The 20,098-nt window shown below is 72.1% G+C and carries 12 protein-coding genes; 2 read left to right on the top strand and 10 right to left on the bottom strand.

Annotated elements, in window-relative coordinates:
- Positions 1–19: 19 nt before the first annotated feature.
- On the bottom strand, positions 20–853 hold the full coding sequence (locus ASG30_RS18185; RefSeq protein WP_156385603.1) for a helix-turn-helix transcriptional regulator: 834 nt from the start codon (positions 851–853) through the stop codon (positions 20–22).
- A 131-nt stretch (positions 854–984) separates the two neighbouring features.
- On the opposite strand from ASG30_RS18185, the gene ASG30_RS23130 reads away from it, so the two are divergent.
- The gene (locus ASG30_RS23130) at positions 985–1,116 is read left to right on the top strand and encodes a hypothetical protein (RefSeq protein WP_268793588.1); all 132 of its coding nucleotides are present in this window, start codon (positions 985–987) and stop codon (positions 1,114–1,116) included.
- Positions 1,117–1,141: 25 nt separating this feature from the next.
- On the opposite strand, the gene ASG30_RS18180 is transcribed toward ASG30_RS23130, so the two are convergent.
- The 4 genes from ASG30_RS18180 to ASG30_RS18165 are packed head-to-tail and all read right to left on the bottom strand — an operon-like array spanning position 1,142 to position 15,507.
- Positions 1,142–3,661, bottom strand: a complete 2,520-nt coding sequence (locus ASG30_RS18180) for an ABC transporter permease (RefSeq protein WP_055899965.1) — start codon at positions 3,659–3,661, stop codon at positions 1,142–1,144.
- Positions 3,662–3,720: 59 nt separating this feature from the next.
- Complete coding sequence (locus tag ASG30_RS23125; RefSeq protein ID WP_055899962.1) at positions 3,721–10,152, bottom strand: type I polyketide synthase; 6,432 nt, start codon at positions 10,150–10,152, stop codon at positions 3,721–3,723.
- 9 nt (positions 10,153–10,161) lie between these two features.
- Positions 10,162–14,727: a MupA/Atu3671 family FMN-dependent luciferase-like monooxygenase gene (locus ASG30_RS18170; protein WP_082522179.1), complete on the bottom strand. Its 4,566-nt coding sequence runs from the start codon at positions 14,725–14,727 to the stop codon at positions 10,162–10,164.
- A gap of 21 nt (positions 14,728–14,748) precedes the next feature.
- A complete protein-coding gene (locus ASG30_RS18165; protein ID WP_055899956.1) occupies positions 14,749–15,507 on the bottom strand; it encodes a 4'-phosphopantetheinyl transferase family protein in 759 nt (252 codons plus the stop codon).
- Between the two features lie 265 nt (positions 15,508–15,772).
- On the opposite strand from ASG30_RS18165, the gene ASG30_RS18160 reads away from it, so the two are divergent.
- Positions 15,773–16,555 (top strand): polysaccharide deacetylase family protein, encoded by a 783-nt coding sequence (locus ASG30_RS18160; RefSeq protein WP_235579834.1) that lies wholly within the window; start codon positions 15,773–15,775, stop codon positions 16,553–16,555.
- Positions 16,556–16,570: 15 nt separating this feature from the next.
- Here ASG30_RS18160 and ASG30_RS18155 read toward each other — a convergent pair whose 3' ends face one another.
- Genes ASG30_RS18155 through fdh3B form a run of 5 tightly spaced genes read right to left on the bottom strand, consistent with a single transcriptional unit; the run spans position 16,571 to position 20,091 of the window.
- Positions 16,571–17,413, bottom strand: a complete 843-nt coding sequence (locus ASG30_RS18155; protein ID WP_055899953.1) for a formate dehydrogenase accessory sulfurtransferase FdhD — start codon at positions 17,411–17,413, stop codon at positions 16,571–16,573.
- 37 nt (positions 17,414–17,450) lie between these two features.
- Positions 17,451–18,002, bottom strand: coding sequence for a hypothetical protein (locus tag ASG30_RS18150; protein ID WP_055899950.1), 552 nt, complete (start codon positions 18,000–18,002; stop codon positions 17,451–17,453).
- Positions 18,003–18,018: 16 nt separating this feature from the next.
- A complete protein-coding gene (locus tag ASG30_RS18145; protein ID WP_055899947.1) occupies positions 18,019–19,266 on the bottom strand; it encodes a formate dehydrogenase subunit gamma in 1,248 nt (415 codons plus the stop codon).
- On the bottom strand, positions 19,250–19,474 hold the full coding sequence (locus tag ASG30_RS18140) for a hypothetical protein (RefSeq protein WP_055899944.1): 225 nt from the start codon (positions 19,472–19,474) through the stop codon (positions 19,250–19,252). The genes ASG30_RS18145 and ASG30_RS18140 overlap by 17 nt, the downstream gene beginning before the upstream one ends.
- Complete coding sequence (fdh3B, locus tag ASG30_RS18135) at positions 19,474–20,091, bottom strand: formate dehydrogenase FDH3 subunit beta (protein WP_055899941.1); 618 nt, start codon at positions 20,089–20,091, stop codon at positions 19,474–19,476. The genes ASG30_RS18140 and fdh3B overlap by 1 nt, the downstream gene beginning before the upstream one ends.
- Positions 20,092–20,098 lie beyond the last annotated feature (7 nt).

Genomic DNA, 20,098 nt, shown 5'->3' with positions numbered 1-20,098 from the left:
GTGTGGGGTTACCGCCGGCTCAGTGCAGCAGTGCGGCCAGCTGCAGCCGGCCGACCGCGAGGCCGCGCGCGGACAGCTTGGCATAGGCACGCTTGCGCAGCGTGACCACGGTGGACGGCGCCACGTCCAGCTCGGCCGCGATGCCGTCGGCGCTGGTGCCGCAGGCGATGCGGGCGCACACGGCCAGCTCGCGTTCGGACAGCTCGGGCGCCTTGCGCCGCATCGCGGCCTGCGCGCGGGCCACGCGCTCGTCACGGCCCCGCGGGCGTTCGGATGCTTCCGTGCTGCACAGGATGGCGCGGTGCGCCTGCTTGAGCAGCGGCGCCACGCCCAGCAGGCGGTCGATCTCGCCCCGGCCGAAGCCGCCATGCGTGCGGTCGCGGTAAAGGTTCATCGCGAAGGTGGTGCCGGCCACCGGCTCGTAGTAGAAGCTCAGCCGCGCCGACAGGTGCGCGCGGTCGTAGATCTCGCTGCGCCAGGTGGACAGCGGGATGTCTTCGGCCTGGAAGTGCAGCGCCGCCAGGCCGCCGGCGCGGCGGCCGGACTGGTGGGCCAGACGCGTGCCTTCGTCCTCGCGCCAGAACCAGCGGCGGTAGTGGTGGAAGCAGTCGGCCGTGACGTTGGCCAGGCCCGGGCGCGAGTGGCCTTCCACCAGCTCCGGCGCCGCCAGGGCTTCGCGGCGCTGGGGCAGGTACTCGACCAGGGAGAGGTAGTCGACCGGCGCGATGCGGTTCAGGAAGGCCAGCAGCGTGGCGGCGGGCGCCTCATCCTGCGGCGCCTGCAGCAGCAGGGCCACGCTGTCGGCGGCGAGCAACTGGGGCGCCGGCGCGGGATCGAGGTGCCATGTCTCCACCAGCCCATGATAGGAGCGGCGGAAGCCGGCAGCAGGCGACGTTTACCCTGAGCCGGAGCGGCCCTCCTACGCGGCAATGCGCCGCAGGGCACTGCCCCGCGCCGCCCGATGGGCAGAGACTCGTTGGCACCATGAACATCCGATCGATCGCCGCCTGCCTCGTCGCACTCGCGCTGTCGGGCTGCGCGGCCAACAGCCGCATGCCCTTCCCGGACGAGGTCGAAGCCTGGGGCTACGACCTGCCGGCGCTCGCGCGCTACTAGCCTTTCCGCGGCCTCTTCGCGCGGCCTACTCCGCCGAGCGTCGCAGGGTCTCGACCACCGGCCGGCGCAGCACTTCCCGCAGGCCCCACCACCCCGCGCCCAGCGCGAGCGCCGCGCCCGCCAGAGCGCCGGCCACCGGCACCAGCGGCGAAGCAGTCCATGCGAAATCGAACACGAAGCGGGCCAGGCCCCAGCCGACGGCGACGGCGACCACGCTGGCCAGGAAGCCCGCCAGCAGCCCGACACCCGCGAGTTCGGCGCGCTGCACCTGCCGCAGCAGCGAACCCCGCGCACCCACGGCGCGCATGATCGCGAACTCCCTTGCCCGCTCCTCGCGCGTGGCCGTGACGGCGGCGAACAGCACCACCACGCCGGCCGCGAGCGTGAAGCCGAACAGGAATTCCACCGCGCGAACCACCTTGTCCAGCACGGCCTGCACCTGGTTGAGCGTGCTGGTCATGTCCACGTTGGTGATGTTGGGGAATTGGCGCACCAGCGCGCTGTCGAAGCCCTTGCGCTCCGGCGCGCGGAACGAGGTCATGAAGGTCGACGGCACGTCGGGCATGCGGCTGACCGGGTACATCACGAAGAAGTTGGCGCGCATCGAGCCCCAGTCCACCTTGCGCAGGCTGGTGATCTTCGATTCGCTGGCGACGCCGCCGATGTCGAAGCGCAGCGTGTCGCCCAGCTTCAGGCCCAGCGTCTCGGCGATCCCCTCCTCCACGCTCACCGCGCCGGCCTCCTCCGGCTCCCAGCGGCCGGCCACCACCTGGTTGTGCGGCGGCGCGGCGGCGGCGTGCGACAGGTTGAACTCACGGTCCACCAGGCGCCGCGCGCGGTCCTCGGTGTAGTCGTCGGGGCCGACGACGCGGCCGTTCACCGCCACCAGCCGGCCGCGGATCATGGGGTACCAGTCGTAGCGCTGCACGCCCCCGGCCCGCAGCGCCTCCTGGAAGTCGTCGCCCTGTTCCGGCATCACGTTGATGACGAAGCGGTTGGGCGCGTCCGGCGGCGTGGCCTTGCGCCAGCTGGCCACCAGGTCGGTGCGCAGCAGCACCAGCAGCATCAGCGCGAGCAGGCCCACGGCTAGCGAGCTCACCTGCACCACGGCGTAGACCGGCCGGGCCGACAGCTGGCGCGTGGCCAGCACCAGCCAGCGCGGCGCCGTGGCCTCGTTGACCGACATGCGCAGCAGCTTCACCGCCACCCAGCTCAGGGCCGCGAACAGCAGCACCGCGCCGGCGAAGCCGCCGACCGCGATGCCGCCCAGCTTGAGGTCGCTGCTGGCCGCCAGCAGCAGCGTGGCGAAGCCCGCCACGCCCACGCCCAGCACCAGCGCCGAGGCCGGCTTGAGGTTGCCCACGTCGCGCCGGATCACGCGCAGCGGCGGCACCTGCGCCAGCTGCAGCACCGGCGGCAGGCCGAAGGCGAACAGCAATGTCAGGCCCATGCCGAAGCCGAAGCCCACCGGCCACAGGCTGGCCGCCGGCAGCGAGGTCTCCACCAGCCCCGACAGCAGCAGCACGAAGACGAAGTGCACCGCGAAGCCGAGCGCCACGCCCAGCGCGCTGGCGGCCAGGCCGATCAGGCCGAACTCCACCGAGTAGGCCGTCGCGATCTTGCGCTGCGACTGCCCCAGCACGCGCAGCATGGCGCAGTCGTCCAGGTGGCTGGCGGCGAAGCCGCGCGCGGCCAGCGCCACCGCGACCGCGCTGAGCAGCGCCGACAGCAGCGCCACCAGGTTCAGGAATTTCTCGGCGCGGTCCAGCGTCTGGCGCATCTCGGGCCGGCCGCTTTCCAGCGACTCCACGCGCACGCCGCGCACGTCGGTGCGGGTGGCCTGGGTCCGGGCGAATTCGGTGAAGGTCTTGACGGCGCGGTCGGGGCCCGCGACGGCGAAGCGGTAGACCACGCGGCTGGCCGGCTGGATCAGGCGCGTGGCCGGCAGGTCGGCCTCGTGGATCATCACGCGCGGCGCGAAGGTCGAGAAGCCCGTGCCGCGGTCCGGCTCCAGCAGCACCACGCGCGAGATGCGCAGGCTGGTGTCGCCCAGCAGCAGCCGGTCGCCCGGCGCCAGGTCCAGTGCCTCCAGCAGGGGGCGGTCGACCCAGGCTTCGCCGCGGCCCGGCACCTCGCGCGTGCGCTGGCCCTGCGCTTCGGCCTCGCTGGCGACGGTCAGGTCGCCACGCAGCGGATACCCCTGCTGCACCGCCTTGAGCGACACCAGCCGCGCCGAGCCGCCCTTGTCGTCGGGCGCGCGCGCCATGGTCGGGAACAGGACGGTCGTCACGCCCTGCAGGCCGAGCGCGCGGGCGCGGTCGATGAAGGCCTGGGGCGTGGGGTTGTCGCTGGCGACGACCGCGTCGCCACCGAGCAGCTGTCGCGCGTCGCGGGCCAGGCCGCCCTTCAACCGGTCGGCGAAGAAGCCGACGGCGGTGAGCGCCGCCACCGCCAGCGTCACCGCCACGATCAAGAGGCGCAGTTCGCCCGCGCGCAGGTCACGCCACAGGGTGCGCCAGCCCAGGCGCCAGGCAGAAGTCTCCATGGCGACCGACCTTAGCAGGGATGGCTTAGGCCGGGATGAGGGCCGGCGAGGGCCGCCCTTCAGGCGACCGGGCTCAGCCCCCGCGACACCGGCCGCACGCCCGCCCGGCCTTCCCCCGTGCCGTGCCCCGCCGACCCTTCGCCGTCCAGCCGGGCCAGCTCGCGCCGGAAGGCTTCGATCACTTCCGAGATGCCGGGCTCGGCCATCATCGTGAAGTGCGAACCGCCGATCTCGGTGACGCGGATCTCGCCCGACACGTTCTCGTGCCAGCCGAGCTTGGGGCCGGCATACAGGTACACCGTCTCGGCCATCGCCGCGCGCAGCAGCACGATGTCGCCGTCGTAGGGCTGGGGCTGGTAGCGCTCCTGCGCGTCGGTGAAGTTGCGGAACAGGTGGAAGTCGGCCAGCTCGGGCGGCAGCGCCTCGCCGCGCGCCACCTTCTCCATCGCCACCTGGTACTGCCGCTGCATCTCGTGGCCGCGGCGGCGCCGGTTGGGCAGGTCGAGCAGGAAGGCCAGGTTCCAGTGGCGCTTGAGCCAGATCTTCTGCAGCAGCGGCACCTTGCGGCGCGCCGCCTCGGGCGCCAGCGTGTCGATCATCAGGATCGTCTCGACCGGCAGGCCTTCGCGCCGCAGCTGCTGCGCCATCTCGTACGCGATCACCCCGCCGCCGGAATAGCCGGCCAGGCGGTACGGGCCGGTCGGGTCCACCGTGCGGATGGCCTCGACGTACTGGGCGGCCATGGCCTCCACGGTGGTCAGCGGCGGCAGCCGCCCGTCCACGCCCTGCGCCTGCAGGCCATAGAAGGGCTGCTGCGCGCCGAGCCGGTCGGAGATCACCTTGAAGTTCAGCACGTTGCCGCCGGCGCCGTGCACGCAGAACAACGGGCGGCGCTCGGGCGCGCCGCGGCAGATCGCCACCAGCGGCGACCAGGCCCGCGGCAGCTGGATGACGTTGGAGGCGGGCGCGGCGGCCGGCGCCGGCGCGCTGGGCATGCTGGTGTCCAGGTGGCCGGCCTCGGCCACGATGGCGGCCAGCCCGGCCAGCGTGGAGCCCTGGAACAGCGTGGCCAGCGGCAGGTCCACGTTCCACTGCTTGCGGATGCGGGCGAACAGGCGCACCGCCGCCAGCGAGTGGCCGCCCAGCGCGAAGAAGTCGTCGTCGCGGCCGACCTCGTCCACGCCCAGCAGCTCGCGCCAGACCTCGGCGATCACCGCCTCCACCGGGTTGAGCAGTGCGGCCGAGGCGGCCGGTGCGCGCGAGGCCGCCACCGGCGGCAGCGGCTTGGGCGCGGCGTCGCTCATCGCACGCTTGATGGCCGACAGCGAGATGGAGGACACGACCACGTCGCGCGCACCGCCCGACAGCACGCGCTCGAACAGCGCCGGCGCTTCCTCGGCCCGCAGGCCGCAGGCCAGCATGGCCTCGGCCAGGCTGGGCTCCTTGCGGGCGTGGGTCGCGGCCTGGCGCGACATGGCCTGCGGGTCGACGCCGCGCAGGCTGAAGCCCTCGAAGGTGGCGATGGGCGCGCCTTCGGGCGTGTGCAGGCTGACGTCGAAGGCGGCGAAGCGGTCCTTCGGCGGGCCCTTGAGTTCGGCGCGGCTGATGCTGCGCAGGGACAAGGGCGCCACGATGCGGATGCGGTCCACCGACAGCGGCACGAACAGGTTGGCCTGGCGCTGCTGGGCGTCCAGCAGGTGCAGGCCGAACGTGGCGGCGATGTCGGTCACGGCCGGGTGGAGCGCGTAGGGCTGCAGGTCGGCGGCGAAGCGCTCGGGCAGCGCCATCTCGGCCACGCCGCGGCGGCCGTCCAGCTGCATGCGCGCGATGTTGTGCCAGCGCGGACCGAAGGCCACGCCCTGCTGGGGCAGCTCGCCGTCGCGCCAGGTGCCGCCGGCGCGCTGGGTGTTGGGCGCCAGCGTGCCCTTGAACTTGTGGACCTTGGCGCGCGCGTGCTCCTGCCAGGGCTCGCGTGCCTCGGCACGGCTGCGCACGGTGAACTCGTAGCCTTCGCCGCTGCGCTGCATCTCGATGCGCACCTCGCGGCGGCCGCCGGCGTCGAAGACCATGGCCTCCTCGAAGGAGAGCGAGCGGATCTCCACGTCGGCGCCGGGGTGCAGCTGCGCCATCGCGGCGCGCGCGATCTCGATGTAGGCGGTGCCGGGCAGCACCGGTCGGCCGGCCACGGCGTGCTCGCGCAGCACCCACAGGTCCTGCGCCGAGTAGGTCGCCTCGAAGGCCGGGCCGCCCTCGCCGTCGCGGCGCACGCCCAAGAGCGGATGGCCGCCTTGCGGGGAAGGCGCGGTGGTCGTGCGGCCGTAGGCGCGCGCGGCCATGCCCTTGTCGCCCCAGATGCCCCAGTGGATGGCCAGCCCGTCGGGCCGGGCCGCGGCCAGTGCATCGAGGAAGGCATTGGCGGCCACGTAGTCGACCTGGCCGGGCGGGCCGAGGTAGACGCTGGTGGACGAGAACACCGCGAACACGTCGAGCTGGCCGGGCGGCAGCAGCTCGTGCAGCACCTGGGCGCCGACCGCCTTGGGCGACATCACCTTGCGGATGGCGTCGCCGGTCTTGGCGGCGATGGGCGCGTCCTGCAGCGCGCCGGCCGCGTGGAACACGCCGTTGATCACGCCCCAGCGGCGGCGCATGTCCTCGACCACGGACGCCATGGCGGCCGCATCGGCCACGTCGGCGCTGTAGGTGGCGAGCTGGGCGCCGGCTGCCTCGAGTTCGAGCAGGCGACGCACCAGGCGCGCCGACTCGCCTTCGTCGCGGCTGGAGGCCAGCGCGTGCCAGACCGCGCGCTCGGGCAGCGTGCGGCGGCTGACCAGGGCCAGCTTGGCCTGATGGCGCGTGGCCAGGAAGGAGGCGAGCTCCAGGGCGATGTCGCCCAGGCCGCCGGTGAGGAGGTAGACGCCGCCTTGGCGGACGAGCGCCCGCGCCCCTTCAAGGGCCCGCGCCCCATTCCCGTCGAAGGCCCGCACCCCATTCCCGTCATTCCCGCGAAGGCGGGAATCCAGTGCTTCCCTGGTCCCCGTCGCCGGCTCCCCGCCTTCGCGGGGATGACGGGAAGCCTTCACCAGCTGCGCCACCCAGCGCGAGCCCCCGCGCCAGGCCACCAGGTCCGCCCCCGGCCCCGCCAGGCTCTCGCTCACGATGGCCCGGCAGATCGCCGCCGAAGTGGTATCGCCCACCTCGAGGTCCACCAGCACCGTGCCCACGTTGGGCACCTCGCGCGGGATCACGCGGCAGGGCCCCAGGGCCAGGCTGCGCACCGGGTGCTCGACCTTCGAGCCGTTCACCGCCTGCCCGCCCGCCGTGACCACGGTGAGCCGCACCGCCTGGCGCATGTCCAAAGCCTGCAGCACCTTGGCCACGTGGACCAGGCTGTCGAAGGCCAGTGCCTGGCCGAGCAGCAGGCCGTCGCCGCCCTGCCCTTCGGCGCCGGTCTCCAGCGACCAGAGGTGCACGACGTGGTCGGGCGCCCGGCCGGCCTGTTCCAGCGCGGCGAAGAGCTGCTCGAACTGCGTCTCGTCGGCCGCGTCCACCGTGTAGCCGTCCGCCCCCGAGGCGAAGGCTTCGCCATGGCGCACCAGCGTGGCCTTGCCGCCCTCTTCGCCGATGCGGCGCAGCACGCCCGCGGTGGTGGCGTCGGGGCCACCCAGCACCAGCCACTGCTGGCCGGGCTGCGCGGCGGGCACGTGCGGCAGCGGCGCCGGGCTCCATTGCGGAACGCCGAACCAGTCGTCCATCTGCGGCAGGCGGCGCACCGACTGGGCCGGCACGGCGTCCTGCGCCGGCGTTTCCTCGTGGGTGATCCGGCCCGGCTCGATCCAGTGGCGCTGGTGGTCGAAGGCGTAGGTCGGCAGCGAGATGCGGCGGGGCGAACCGCCGCCGCGGACCGTGGCCCAGTCGGGCGCGAGGCCGCGCGTCCACAGCGCGCCCGCCGAAGTGAGCATCAGCGACAGGTCGGCGTTGGGCTCCTGCGCCTTGCAGGTCGAAGGCAGCACGGTGCGCTGCTGGCCCTGCAGGTTCTGGCGCGCCAGCGCGCACATGCCCTGGCCCGGGCCCACTTCCAGCAGCACGGCATCGCCCATCTCCAGCACCTTGGCCAGGCCGGCGGCGTAGCGCACCGGCTGGCGCAGGTGGCGCACCCAGTACTCGGGGTCGGACAGCAGCGCGGCATCGGCCCAGTCGCCGCTGAGGTTGGAGATGAAGGGGATGGACGGCGGCGACAGGCGGATGCTGGCCACGCCCTGCCGGAAGCTGTCCAGGATGCCGTCGAGCAGCCGCGAATGCGCGGCCACCTTGATGTGCAGCCGGCGGCCTTCGCGGCCCTGCGCGGCCAGGCGCTTGCCGAGTTCGTCGATGGACGCGGCGGGGCCCGAGGCGATGCACAGGTCGGGCGCGTTGATGACGCCCACGTCCAGCTCCAGGCCCTGCATCAGCGGGCGCAGCTCGGCTTCCGACAGGTCGACGGACAGCATCGCGCCCGCGGGCACCTGCTCGAACAGCTGGCCGCGCAGCACGACCACCTTGAGCGCGTCCTGCAGGCTCATCACGCCGGCGATCACGGCGGCGGCGTACTCGCCCGCGCTGTGGCCGATCACGGCCGCGGGCTTCACGCCCCAGCTCTCCCACAGCTTGGCGATGGCGTACTCGAGCACGAACAGCGCGGGGATGTTGTAGCGCGGCTGCTCCAGCAGGCGGCCGGCTTCCGCGTCGCCGGCCTCGCGCTCGAACATCAGGGCGCGCAGGTCGGCCGGCGCATCGGCGGGCATGCGGCGGAAGCACTCGTCCACCGCGGCGCGGAAGGCCGGCTGGGTGAGCAGCTCGCGGCCGGCGCCGGGGTAGCTGGCGCCGCCGCCGGGGAACATCATCACCACCCCGGGTGCGTTGCTGCCCGCCTTGCCTACGGCGACGCGCGCATGGTTGCGCGTGTCCAGGGCGGCGGCCAGGCCTTCGACATCCTGCGCCACGACGGCGCAGCGGTGCGGGAAGGCGCGGCGGCCTTCCTGCAGCGTGAAGGCCGCATCGAACAGGCTGAAGTCGGCCGGCCGCTGGGCCAGGAAGTCGCTCCACTTGGCCTTGAGCCGCTCCAGCGAAGCCGGCGTGCGGGCCGACAGCGTGAGCACCTGCCAGGGCTGCTGCGCGGGCGCCTGCGACACGATGCGCGGCGGCTCCTCGACGATGACGTGCGCATTGGTGCCGCCCACGCCCAGCGAGTTGACGGCAGCGCGGCGCGGCTTCGGGCCACGGGGCCAGGGCCGGGGCTGGTCCACGACGCGGAACGGCGTCTTGTCCATCTCGAAGCGGCTGTTGGGGCGGCTGAAGTTGAGCGACGGCGGGAGCAGCTCGTTGCGCATCGCCAGCGACACCTTCATCAGCGACGCCACGCCGGCGGCGGTGTCGAGGTGGCCGATGTTGGTCTTGACCGAGCCGATGCCGCAAAAGCCCCGGCCGCCCTCGCCATAGGCCTGCGTGAGCGCGGCGATCTCGATCGGGTCGCCTACCGGCGTGCCGGTGCCGTGCGCCTCGATGTACTGCACGCTGCCGGGCTCGACGTTGGCCACGGCCAGCGCCTCGACGGCGGCGCGCGCCTGGCCGTCCACGCTGGGCGCCAGGTAGCCGGCCTTCTGCGAGCCGTCGTTGTTGACGGCCGAGCCGCGGATGACGGCGTAGATGTTGTCGCGGTCGCGCAGCGCGTCTTCCAGCCGGCGCAGCACCACCATGGCGGCGCCGCTGCCGAACAGCGTGCCGGCGGCGTTCTCGTCGAAGGCGCGGCAGTGGCCGTCGGGCGAGAGGATCTCGCCTTCGGCGAAGCGGTAGCCGTGCCGGTGCGGCAGCTCGATGCTGGACGCGCCGGCCAGCGCCATGTCGCACTCGCCGGCCAGCAGGCTCTGGGCCGCCACGTGCACGGCCACCAGCGAGGTGGAGCAGGCGGTCTGGATGCCCAGGCTCGGCCCCTTGAGGTCCAGCAGGTAGGAGATGCGGGTGGACAGGAAGTCCTTGTCGTTGCCGGTGTGCCGCAGCAGGAACAGTCCGACCGACTTCTTCAGCTCGGGGTTGGTGAGCAGGTTGTACGGCAGGTAGGCCTGCATGCCGCAGCCGGCGAACACGCCGATGGCGCCCTCGAACTTCTCCGGCGGATGGCCCGCGTCCTCCAGCGCCTCCCAGGCGCTTTCGGTCAACTGGCGGTGCTGCGGGTCCAGGATGGCGGCGTCGCGCTTGGAGAAGCCGAAGAACTCGGCGTCGAACATCTCCATGTCGGGCAGCACCAGGCTGGCCTTGACGTAGTTGGGATCGTTCAGCTCCTCGTCGCTGACGCCGGCGGCGCGCAGCTCCTCGTCGGTGAGCCACTGCGTGGCCTCGCGGCCGCCGGCCAGGAGCTTCCACAGCTCGGCGGGCGTGCGCGCGGCGGGGAAACGCCCCGCCATGCCGACGATGGCGATGCAACCGGGTTCGATGCCTTGCGGGTCGTTGTCGGTCATAGGCTCCTCTTACACCGTCGGCTGCGCAAGGTTGCGGTTGCGCAGCATGCGGCGGGCCTGCGCCCGGCTCTGCCCCTGGGCCACGGCGGTGGAAGCCGCTCCGCCGCCCAGGTGGGCCGCCAGCGCCCGGATGGTGGGCAGGCGGAACATGTCGGTGATGGCGACCTCCTGGCCGGTGGCCTCGCGCAGGCGCCGCTGCACCTGCACCACCAGCAGCGAATGGCCGCCCAGGTCGAAGAAGTTCTCGGTGGTGCCCACCGACTCCAGCCCCAGCACGTCCTGCCAGATGCCGGCGATGGTGGTCTCCAGCGGGTTATCGGGCGTGGCGGCCGGCGGCGCGCCCCCCGGCTTGGCCTCGCCGGCCAGCCGCGGATCGGGCAGCAGCTTGCGGTCGACCTTGCCGTTGGGCGTCATCGGCAGCGCGGGCAGCACCAGCACCGCCGCGGGCACCATGATCTCGGGCAGCGCCTGCGCCACGGCCTCGCGCAGCTTCGCGCCTTGCAGGGTCGCGCCGGGCTTGGCGGTCACGTAGCCGGCGAGGAATTTCTGGCCGGCGGTGTCGGTGCGCGCGACCACCACGGCCTGCTTCACGCCGTCCTGGCGCATCAGCACGCTCTCGATCTCGCCCAGCTCGATGCGGTGGCCGCGGATCTTCACCTGGTGGTCGATGCGGCCAAGGAACTCGATCGCGCCGTCGGGCAGGCGCCGCACCAGGTCGCCGGTGCGGTACCAGCGCTGCGCCGGGTCGGCTGTGTCGGCGACGAAGCGCTCGGCGTTCAGCTCGGGCCGGTGCAGGTAGCCGTCGGTGACGCCGTCGCCGCCGATCAGCAGCTCGCCGGGCACCAGCGCCGGGCACTCCGCGCCCCACGGCGTGCGGATCGACAGCTGCGTGTTGGCGATCGGCTGGCCCAGCGGCACGTAGCCGTCGATGCTCTGCAGGTTGCAGGTGGTGGACCAGACCGTGGTCTCGGTCGGGCCGTACATGTTGAGCAGCGCGCCGGGCACCAGCGCGCGCAGCTGCGTCGCCATCTCCAGCGGCAGCGCCTCGCCGCCGACCATCAGGGCCTGCAGCTTCGACAGCGCCGCGCGGCCGGGCGCGTCGGCCAGCAGCATGGCGGCCATCGAGGGCGTGCACTGCAGGTGGGTCACGCCGTGCTGCAGCACCTGCTCGGCCACCGACACGCGGCGGGCGCTCTGGCGCGGCGCGCGCGACGCTTCCATCAGGCCCTTGAGATCGCGCAGGTGCTCGATCACGGTGGCCGGCGCGATGCCGAAGTCGATCAGGCAGGCGATCTCGTCCACGCCGGCCGCCTGCACCTTGTCCACCAGCTCCAGGCAGCGTTCGGGCGTGCCGATCAGCGCGCTGGTGCCGTAGTAGCGGTTGAACGCGTGGTCCAGCAGGGCGTCCATCTCCTCGTCGGAGAGGGGGGCCGCCTCCATTACTTCCTGCGGGGTCTTGCCGGCGGCGGCGCCGCGCTCGACGAAGGTGGGGAAGGACCAGGCGGCCTTCTTGATCAGGTCGACCGAGCTGCGCAGGTACTTCTTCATCGGCTCGCGCGCGGTCTCGCGCGTGGCCTCCTCGTCGGCGCCGACGAAGGTGTGCAGCATCAGCGTGACGTGGCCGTTGCCCGGATGGCCGGCCTTGAGCCAGGCCGCGCGGTAGATCTGCAGCTTCTCGGCGACGTCCTCCACCTTCTGCCCCAGCAGGTGGGTCAGCAGGCGGCAGCCCAGCGTGCCGGCCTGCTCGAAGGTCTTGGGGTTGCCGGCGGCGGTGATCCACACCGGGATCTCCTTTTGCACCGGGCGCGGCAGCGTGCGCGTCTCGACCAGGTTGCCGTTGGGGCCGGGGAAGGCCACGGCCTCGCCGCGCCAGAGCTTCCGCACGATCTCCATGCGGGCCACCATCTCGTCCTGGCGCTTGGCGAAAGCGTCGGGCATGAGGATGAAGTCGTTGGGCTGCCAGCCGGACGCGAAGGAGATGCCGACGCGGCCGTTGGAGATGTTGTCGACGAAGGCCCAGTCCTCGGCCACGCGCACCGGGTGGTGCAGCGGGATCACGCAGCTGCCGGCGCGGATCTGCACGCGCGAGGTGACGCCGGCGATGGCGGCGCTGGTGACCACCGGGTTGGGGTACAGGCCGCCGAAGGCGTGGAAGTGGCGCTCCGGCGTCCAGACGGCAGTGAAGCCCTCGCGGTCGGCGAACTTGGCGCCTTCCATCAGCAGCTCGTAGTGCTGGCGCGGGTCGCGCGAGTCGTCGCTGGCGAAGTAGAACAGGCTGAACTCGGGCGCCGTGGTGGGCGCCGCCGCGGTGTCCGAATGCAGGACCACGGTGACGCCGCGGGCCAGGGTCCAGTACAGCTCCAGCACCGAGATGTCGAACGACAGGCTGGTGACGGCCAGCCAGCGCGCGCCGGGATCGCGCGGCACGCGCTCGTCCATGCCGGCGAAGAAGTTCAGCACGTTGCGGTGGGTGACCACCACGCCCTTGGGCTTGCCGGTGGAGCCCGAGGTGTAGATCACGTAGGCGGGGCGGTGCGCATCGGGCGCGGGCAGCTCGCCGGCGGCGGGCGCGGTGGCGCCGTCGTCGATGCGCATCTGGCGCGAGGCCTCCAGCTCCAGCGACGTGGCCGTGGCCGCGCTCACCAGCACCACCGGCGCACGCGAATCCTCCACCATGAACTGCAGGCGGTCGCGCGGGTACTCGGGGTCCAGCGGCAGGTAGGCCGCGCCGGCCTTCATCACGCCGAGCACCGCCACCAGCAGCTGCGGCGCGCGCGGCAGGCATAGGCCGACGATGTCGCCGGGCTTGACGCCGCGTGCGACCAGGCGGTGCGCGAGCGCGGTGGACTGCTCGTGCAGTTCGCGGCAGCTCAGGCTCTCGGGGCCGGTGGTGACGGCCAGCTGGTCGGGCGTGCGCAGGAGCTGGGCGACGATGGCCTGGTCGACCGCGCCCTTCTCGTCGAAGGGGACGGTGGTGGCGTTCAGCTGGTCGATCGCCTTCTGCTCCGCGGCGGGCAACAGCGGCAGTTGCGCCAGCGTGCCGCTGGATTGCGCGAAGGCCCTCAGCCAGGCGTCCAGGTGCGTGGCCATCGCGAGGCCGGTGCCGGCGCCGAACACCGATCCGTCGACCACCAGCTCCAGGCCGTGGCCGGAGGCGTCGAGCGTGAGGAGCAGCTCGCAGCCCGCGGGCGGCTGGACGCGGGCCAGGCCCAGGGCGACCTTGGCCAGCGCGGGCATCGGCGAATGGCGCTCGCCCAGTCGAAGCGGCAGGTCGCGCGTCATCGCGCCGGCGGCGCGCGTGCGGGCGACCAGCGCCTCGGCACGGCCGGCGGCTTCGAGCGTCGTGGACTGCGGCGCGTTCTCGGTGGTGAGCGGCACCCAGGCCCCCAGCCAGGGTTGCAGGCCCAGGCACTGGTCGGCCAGCGCGGTGTCGGTGTAGAGCACCGAGACGCGCTCCTGGCCGGTCAGCGCGGAGAGCCAGGCCTGGAACGCGGCGACGGTGGTTGCGCCGTGCGGGGCGCTGCCCAGGGCATAGCGAAGCGGCGGGGCCGCATCGCCGCCGCTGCGGCGCGGGTACGGCAGCTCGACCGGCGCGACGGTGTGCAGCGCTTCGCTCCAGTGCTGCTCGCCCCTGGCGATCTGCTCGCCGCGGTCGGCCAGGCGGTGCTGGGCGTCAGCCGGAGGCATCTGCAGCACGGTGCCGGGCCGGACACCATGCGCGCCGGCGTGGCCTTCCAGGTCCGTGCAGCCGGTCAGCGTGAGTTCGCCATCGACCGCGGCCACGCGCAGGGTGTCGCCGTCCACGGCGAGCACCGTGCCCGGGGCGTCGCTGCCGGTGGAGGGCGTCACCTGCGCGCCGCGCACCAGCAGCACGTTGGAGCCGTCGAAAATCTTGGGCCGGCCCAGCGGGTTGGCGTACGTGCCGAAGTCCAGCGCGCGCACCAGGGCCACCAGCTCCTGCGCCGGCCGCGCGAAGTCCAGCGTGGCGAGCGCCTGCGGCCGCTTGTGCCGGCCGAAGTACTGGCGTTCGCCGTGCTGCGCGGTGAGCGCGAGGTCGCCGTGGGCGAGGTCCTGCGCGATCTGCTCGAAGGTGGCCAGGCCCGCTTCGTAGCACTTGGCGTTGAGGCTGAGCGCGGTCTCGTTGGGCGACACCTCGAACGAGGCCTGGCGCACGATGCGGCCCGCATCGGCGCGCGCCGTCATCTCGTGCCAGGTGATGCCGTGCACCGGCTCCTGCGCCATCAGCGCCCAGCAGGTGGCGTTCAGGCCCGCGTAGCGCGGCAGCAGCGCGTCGTGGAAGTTGATGGCCATCCGCGATGCGCGGTCCAGCACGTCCTGCGGCAGCAGCCGCAGGTTGGCCACGCTGAAGAGGTAGTCGAAGCGCAGGCCGTCGAGCCGCGCGCCCCAGTCCCCTTCCATCCGGATCGCCGGCAGGCCTTCTGCCGCCGCCCACTCCAGGTTGGCCGGACTGGCGGACACCACCGCCACGATGCCATGCCCCGCCCTGCGGAACGCGTCGGCGCACTGCACCAGCAGGCTGCCGTCCCCCACGAACACCGCGCTTGTCGTCACCATCCTTGTCCTGCCTTCACACGTTCACGAACTGAAAATTCTTGGGGCGCCCGCCGCCAGGCAGGAGCCGTCATTGCTGCCCGCGAAGGCCCGGTCGGGGCCGGCCGCCGGCGGGGGCGCGAGCTTCTCGAGCTCGACGATCCGCACGCTGTCCACCTTGCGGCAGACCACGCTGAGCACATGGGTCGCCGGCGCGGGAAGCCGCACGGCGAACAGGCCCGAAGGCCGCCGCGCGCCACCGATGCGCACTTCCATGCTGCTGTCGCCGACGTCGTGCAGAGCGATGCGCGGGTGGGTCCTCGACAGGCCCAGGCCCTGCGCCTTCCAGTAGGCCTCGAGCGCCGTCCAGCGCACGTAGAAATCCTCCAGCCCGCTGCCCTCGTGCGCGCCCGGCAGCTCCATGTAGGGCGCCAGCAGCGAGACATCCACGCCATCCCTCACGGCCTCGACGTCGATGCCCACCGGCCCGCCCGCGCAAAGCGCGAACGCCACCATGTCGCGGCTGCGCGAAAGGCTGAACGAAAGCCCGGCGGCATTCGCGTGCAGCAGGATGGGCTGGCCCTGGGCGCCGAGGGTGAAGCGCAGTTCGTGCGGGTCGGTGGCCAGCACGAGCCCCAGCGCGATCCGGCGCATGGCGTGCGACACCAGGAAGGCGCGGCGGTCCGCCTCGAACTGCAGGCGCGAGGCACGCTCGCGCTCGTCCGCATCGAGGACGGCCGCGAGGTCGGCGCAGGCATCACACCCCAGCCGTTGCGGCTGCGCCGTCCAAACTTCCACGCCCATTGACTGCATGCACCTTCCCTGGACGCGCAGGTTGCGTCCTGTTGCAGGGATGTTTGCATGGCCGCCTTGAGTTGTGTGTGTGAGAGAGTGGCTCGGACGGACTACCTGTTGCGGGGACTACAGGGGCACGGGCTTGGCTCCTACAAAGTTCATCCATTGCTGCCGGATGATGTTGGTCACGGCACAGCTAGAAGGCAGCACGGCCATGCAGAACGAAGTGAGACAGACCCGGGGAGCCACAGCACGACCGTCGTGCCCGGTCGCCGTGCTTTCGTACCACCAGACCGCCACGCCGCCCCGGCGAGGCACGCCGGTGCGGTCGCTCGTGTTGCCGCCCTGGCGATTCGCGCTGCAGCTGCGCACGCTGAAGCTGCTGGGCTGGCAGGGGTTGTCCATGCGCGACCTGGAGCCCTACCTGCACGGTGAGAAGACCGGCAAGGTGTTCGGCATCACGCTCGACGACGGCTACCTGAACAACCTGGAGAACGCGCTGCCGGTGCTGCGCGAGCTGGGCTTCACCGCCACGGCCTTCATCGTCAGCGGGCAGGTCGGCGGCACCAATGCCTGGGACCATCCCGTGGGCGCGCCCGCGGTCCCGCTGATGGACGTGGACGACCTGCGCACCTGGCTGGACGCCGGCATGGAGATCGGCGCGCACACGCGCAACCACGTGAACCTCTGCGCGACCGACGAGGTGGTCGCGCGCGAGGAGATCGCCGGCAGCAAGCACGACCTGGAGCAACTGCTGGGCATCGAGGTGCGCAGCTTCTGCTACCCCTACGGCGAGCACCGCGCCGAACACGCGGACATGGTTCGCCAGGCCGGCTACGCCACCGCGACGGCGATCGTGAGTTCACGCACCCGCGCGGGCGACGACCTGATGCGCCTGCCGCGCATCTCGGTCCACCTCTACGACAAGCTCCCCTCTTTCCTCGCCCGGGTCACCACCGACTACGAGGACTGGCGGATGAGGCAGTGGAACACGCAGCCCACCTCGCGTGGCTACTACCTGCTGGGCGGGGAGGGGCCGCACGCCTCGGCGCACTGACCTTCGCGTTGCGGATCAGGCGGGTGCGGTGGCCAGCTCGGGCTGCCAGCGCAGGCGATCCGAGCCCGTGTAGCAGATGAAGCGGCGGTTGAGCGCGCGTCCGACCGTGCACAGGCCCAGCTGCTGCGCGATCTCCTGGCCCATCTGCGTGGTGCCGCTGCGGGAGACCACGATGGACACGCCCATCTGCGCGGACTTGATGACCATCTCGCTCGTCAGCCGGCCGGTCGTGTAGAACACGAAGGGCTGGTCCTCCCGGGCCTGCTCGGCGGCCAGGCCGTTCATCCACATCCAGCCGGCGATGGTGTCGATGGCATTGTGGCGTCCGACGTCTTCGACGAAGAGCAGCATCTGGGCGCCGCGGAAGAGCGCGCAGCCGTGCACCGAGCCGGCCGACTTGTAGGTGCTTTCCTGGCGGCGGATCGCTTCGAGGATGGCGTAGAGCGTTGCCTGGTCGAGGACGGCGGGGGGAAGGCGCAGCGAGGCGACATCGTCCATCAGCGCGCCGAAGACGCTGCCCTGGCCGCAGCCGGTGGTGACCACCCGGCGGGAGGTGCGCTCCTCGATCTGGTCGATGCCCGAGCGCGTCTTGACGGCCGCGCTGGAGACTTCCCAATCGACGCTGACGGACTCGACTTCCTCGACCGATCGCACCAGGCGCTGGTTGCGCAGGTAGCCGAGCACCAGCCATTCGGGGTGCGCGCCCAGCGTCATCAGCGTGACCAGCTCGCGCTTGTCGACGTAGACGGTGAGGTCGCGCTCGGCCGGGATGGAGATGCGCTGGGGCCGGCCGTGCTCGTCGAGCACGTCCACCTCGCGCGTGAGCGGCGCGCGCGCCTGGGTCAACCGCGGCAGCATCGCGGCAGTCTACGCGCGGCGAGGAACCGCGCGGGGATCAGGACTTCTTGCCGGCCGCCGGGGCCGAGGCGCCGCCGGAGGGCGCCGTCAGGGGCTTGACCGGGGCCATCTGCGACGACTCGGCGCGCACGCTGGGCGGGCCGCTGGCGGTGCCGGTCGGCGAGTGCGCGCCGGACGACTCCAGCGGCTTCTGCTGGGGCGCGTTGTAGGCGAACGGGCCGGGATCGGTGCAGGGCGCCGGCGGGGAAGCCGCCGTCACGGGGGTTCCCGGCGCGGAGGCGCTTGCGGCCGGCGCGGAAGCCGCGGCCACGGTGGCAGACGCTGCCGGAGCAGGCGCGGAGGCGGCCTTGGCGACCACCGGCGTGACCGCGGCGTCGCCCGCCTTGCCCAATCCCTTGAATCGGGCGGCGATCTTGTCCTGCGACTTGCACAGCTGGTAGCCCTCGACCTTGGCCTGCCAGGCCGCGCGGGCCGTGGTCTCGGCGGCCTTGGCCTTGGCGGCGTCGTCAAGCGCGGGCGCGGGCAGCTTGGCCTGCGCGGTGGCGCCGAACGCGGAGATCAACAGGAGGGGGAGCAGGCGTTTCTTCATGGGTCTTCTGGCCTCTTTAGACGGTGCGGACCGGCTCGCCGGGAAGCGGCGTGCCTGGGGGCGTGCTGCGCTGCGCGGGGATCTTGCCGGCCTCGATGTCGTCGAGCCAGTAGCCGTGGTGCTCGCGCGCCCACGCCTCGTCCACGTAGCCATGGCGCATGGCGCCGTAGGCGCCGCGGACACCGAGCGTTCCCAGGTAGATATGGAAGCCGATCAGGCAGACCATCAACACTGCGGCCACGGCGTGGATCATGTGCGCCTGCTGCATGGTGCTGCGCACGTAGTCGATCGACGGGACCAGCTTGTCGAGCACCAGCCCGGAGCCCACGACGACCAGACCGAGCACGACCACGGCGGCCCAGAACACCACCTTCTCGCCGGCGTTGAACCGGTGCGTCGGCGGCTCCTCGCCGGACTTGCTGAACACGCCGCCGAACTTCGCCAGCCAGGCCAGGTCGCCCTTGCGCGGGAATTCGTCCTTGATGAACGTGATGATCACGATCAGCAGCGACACCGCGAACAGGGGACCGAAGAAGTTGTGCAGGTTTTTCAGCAGGTAGGTGAAGTACCCGAACAGCGTGCCACCCATGATGGGCAAGAGAAAGAACTTGCCGAACGCCATCACGATGCCCGAGAGGCCGAGCACCACGAACGCGATGGCGTTCGTCCAGTGCGCCGCTCGCTCGAAAGGCGTGAAACGCTCGATGCGCCGGCCGCCGCCGCCGACGGCTTCGTTGTGGCCGATCATGCCGCGCGTGAACCAGAAGATCAGCAGGGCGACGATGGTGATCACCACCAGCGCGCCGCCGTACGGAATGATCCAGTTGTTGCGCACCTGCCGCCAGGCTTCGCCGGCGGTGGTGAGGCGCGAGCCGGGGTACTGCACCGGCGCCTGGATCAGCACGCCGGCTTCCGGCGCCTGGCTGCGGGGCAGGCTGGAGTAGCCCGCCATGCCGCGCTGCACGTCACGCCACATCGGCGAGTTGTTGCCCGGCTGCACCGCATTGCGCTGGCCGTTGGTCTGGTCCATGTAGCCCGGATCGTTCGACGCGTCCCGCTTGACCTCGGGCTTGACGTCGAAGATGTTCTGGCCCTGGATGCCGCCGGGCGACTGGCCCGGTGCGGGATCGTCGATGGCCTTGGACGGTTGCGACGACGCGCTCTGGCCCTGCTGCGCCGGCGCTTGCGCCAACGCCGCGGGAGCTGCCGAGAACGCGGCCAGCGCGATCAGCGCCGACGCCAGCAGCTCAGTTGACCTTGGCATAGTCGTTCTGCCCCTGTTGGGTACGGGTCTTGAGCTGCTGCTCCCAGCTGGTGCGGTCGCCGGCCTTCCAGCCGTTGGCCATGTAGGGCGCGGCCTTGCCGGTGCCCTGGAACGAAGCGGCGTCCTGCTTCACACGGTTGGCGACCTGGGGATCCTCGCCGCAAGCGGCGAGGCCCAGCACGGCGGCGAGGGTGAGGAGCGCGCGCATCACGATTTCTGTCCTTGCGGTTGGCCGCCCTGGCGCGAACCGTAGGCGGTGCCCCAGCCCCAGACTTCGGCGCCCTTGCCGCGCTTGAGCACGCGGTTGCGGAAGATGTCGGCCACCACGTCGCCGTCGCCGGCGAGCAGGGCCTTGGTGGAGCACATCTCGGCGCAGGCCGGCAGCTTGCCTTCGGCCAGGCGGTTGCGACCGTACTTCTCGAACTCGGCCTGGGAACCATGCTCCTCCGGGCCGCCGGCGCAGAAGGTGCACTTGTCCATCTTGCCGCGCACGCCGAAGGTGCCGGCCGCCGGGAACTGCGGCGCGCCGAACGGGCAGGCATAGCTGCAGTAGCCGCAGCCGATGCAGGTGTCCTTGTCGTGCAGCACCACGCCCTCTTCGGTGCGGTAGAAGCAGTTGACGGGGCAGACCGCCATGCAGGGCGCGTCGGAGCAGTGCATGCACGCCACCGACACCGAGCGCTCGCCGGGCACGCCGTCGTTCAGCGTCACCACCCGGCGGCGGTTGACGCCCCAGGGCACCTCATGCTCGTTCTTGCACGCGGTGACGCAGCCGTTGCACTCGATGCAGCGCTCCGAGTCGCAGATGAACTTCATTCTTGCCATGGTCGTC

This window comes from Ramlibacter sp. Leaf400 (assembly GCF_001424545.1).
Taxonomy (GTDB): domain Bacteria; phylum Pseudomonadota; class Gammaproteobacteria; order Burkholderiales; family Burkholderiaceae_C; genus Ramlibacter.
Note: the sequence above shows the minus strand (reverse complement) of the source record. Positions and strands in the feature narration are given on the sequence as shown.

Excerpts from the sequence above, each read along its gene's own strand:
- fdh3B (WP_055899941.1), bottom strand. The coding sequence starts at position 20,091 with ATGGCAAGAATGAAGTTCATCTGCGACTCGGAGCGCTGCATCGAGTGC.
- ASG30_RS18180 (WP_055899965.1), bottom strand. The coding sequence starts at position 3,661 with ATGGAGACTTCTGCCTGGCGCCTGGGCTGGCGCACCCTGTGGCGTGAC.
- ASG30_RS18155 (WP_055899953.1), bottom strand. The coding sequence starts at position 17,413 with ATGCTGCCGCGGTTGACCCAGGCGCGCGCGCCGCTCACGCGCGAGGTG.
- ASG30_RS18165 (WP_055899956.1), bottom strand. The coding sequence starts at position 15,507 with ATGGGCGTGGAAGTTTGGACGGCGCAGCCGCAACGGCTGGGGTGTGAT.
- ASG30_RS18140 (WP_055899944.1), bottom strand. The coding sequence starts at position 19,474 with ATGCGCGCGCTCCTCACCCTCGCCGCCGTGCTGGGCCTCGCCGCTTGC.
- ASG30_RS23130 (WP_268793588.1), top strand. The coding sequence starts at position 985 with ATGAACATCCGATCGATCGCCGCCTGCCTCGTCGCACTCGCGCTGTCG.
- ASG30_RS18170 (WP_082522179.1), bottom strand. The coding sequence starts at position 14,727 with ATGGTGACGACAAGCGCGGTGTTCGTGGGGGACGGCAGCCTGCTGGTG.
- ASG30_RS18150 (WP_055899950.1), bottom strand. The coding sequence starts at position 18,002 with ATGAAGAAACGCCTGCTCCCCCTCCTGTTGATCTCCGCGTTCGGCGCC.
- ASG30_RS18145 (WP_055899947.1), bottom strand. The coding sequence starts at position 19,266 with ATGCCAAGGTCAACTGAGCTGCTGGCGTCGGCGCTGATCGCGCTGGCC.
- ASG30_RS23125 (WP_055899962.1), bottom strand. The coding sequence starts at position 10,152 with ATGACCGACAACGACCCGCAAGGCATCGAACCCGGTTGCATCGCCATC.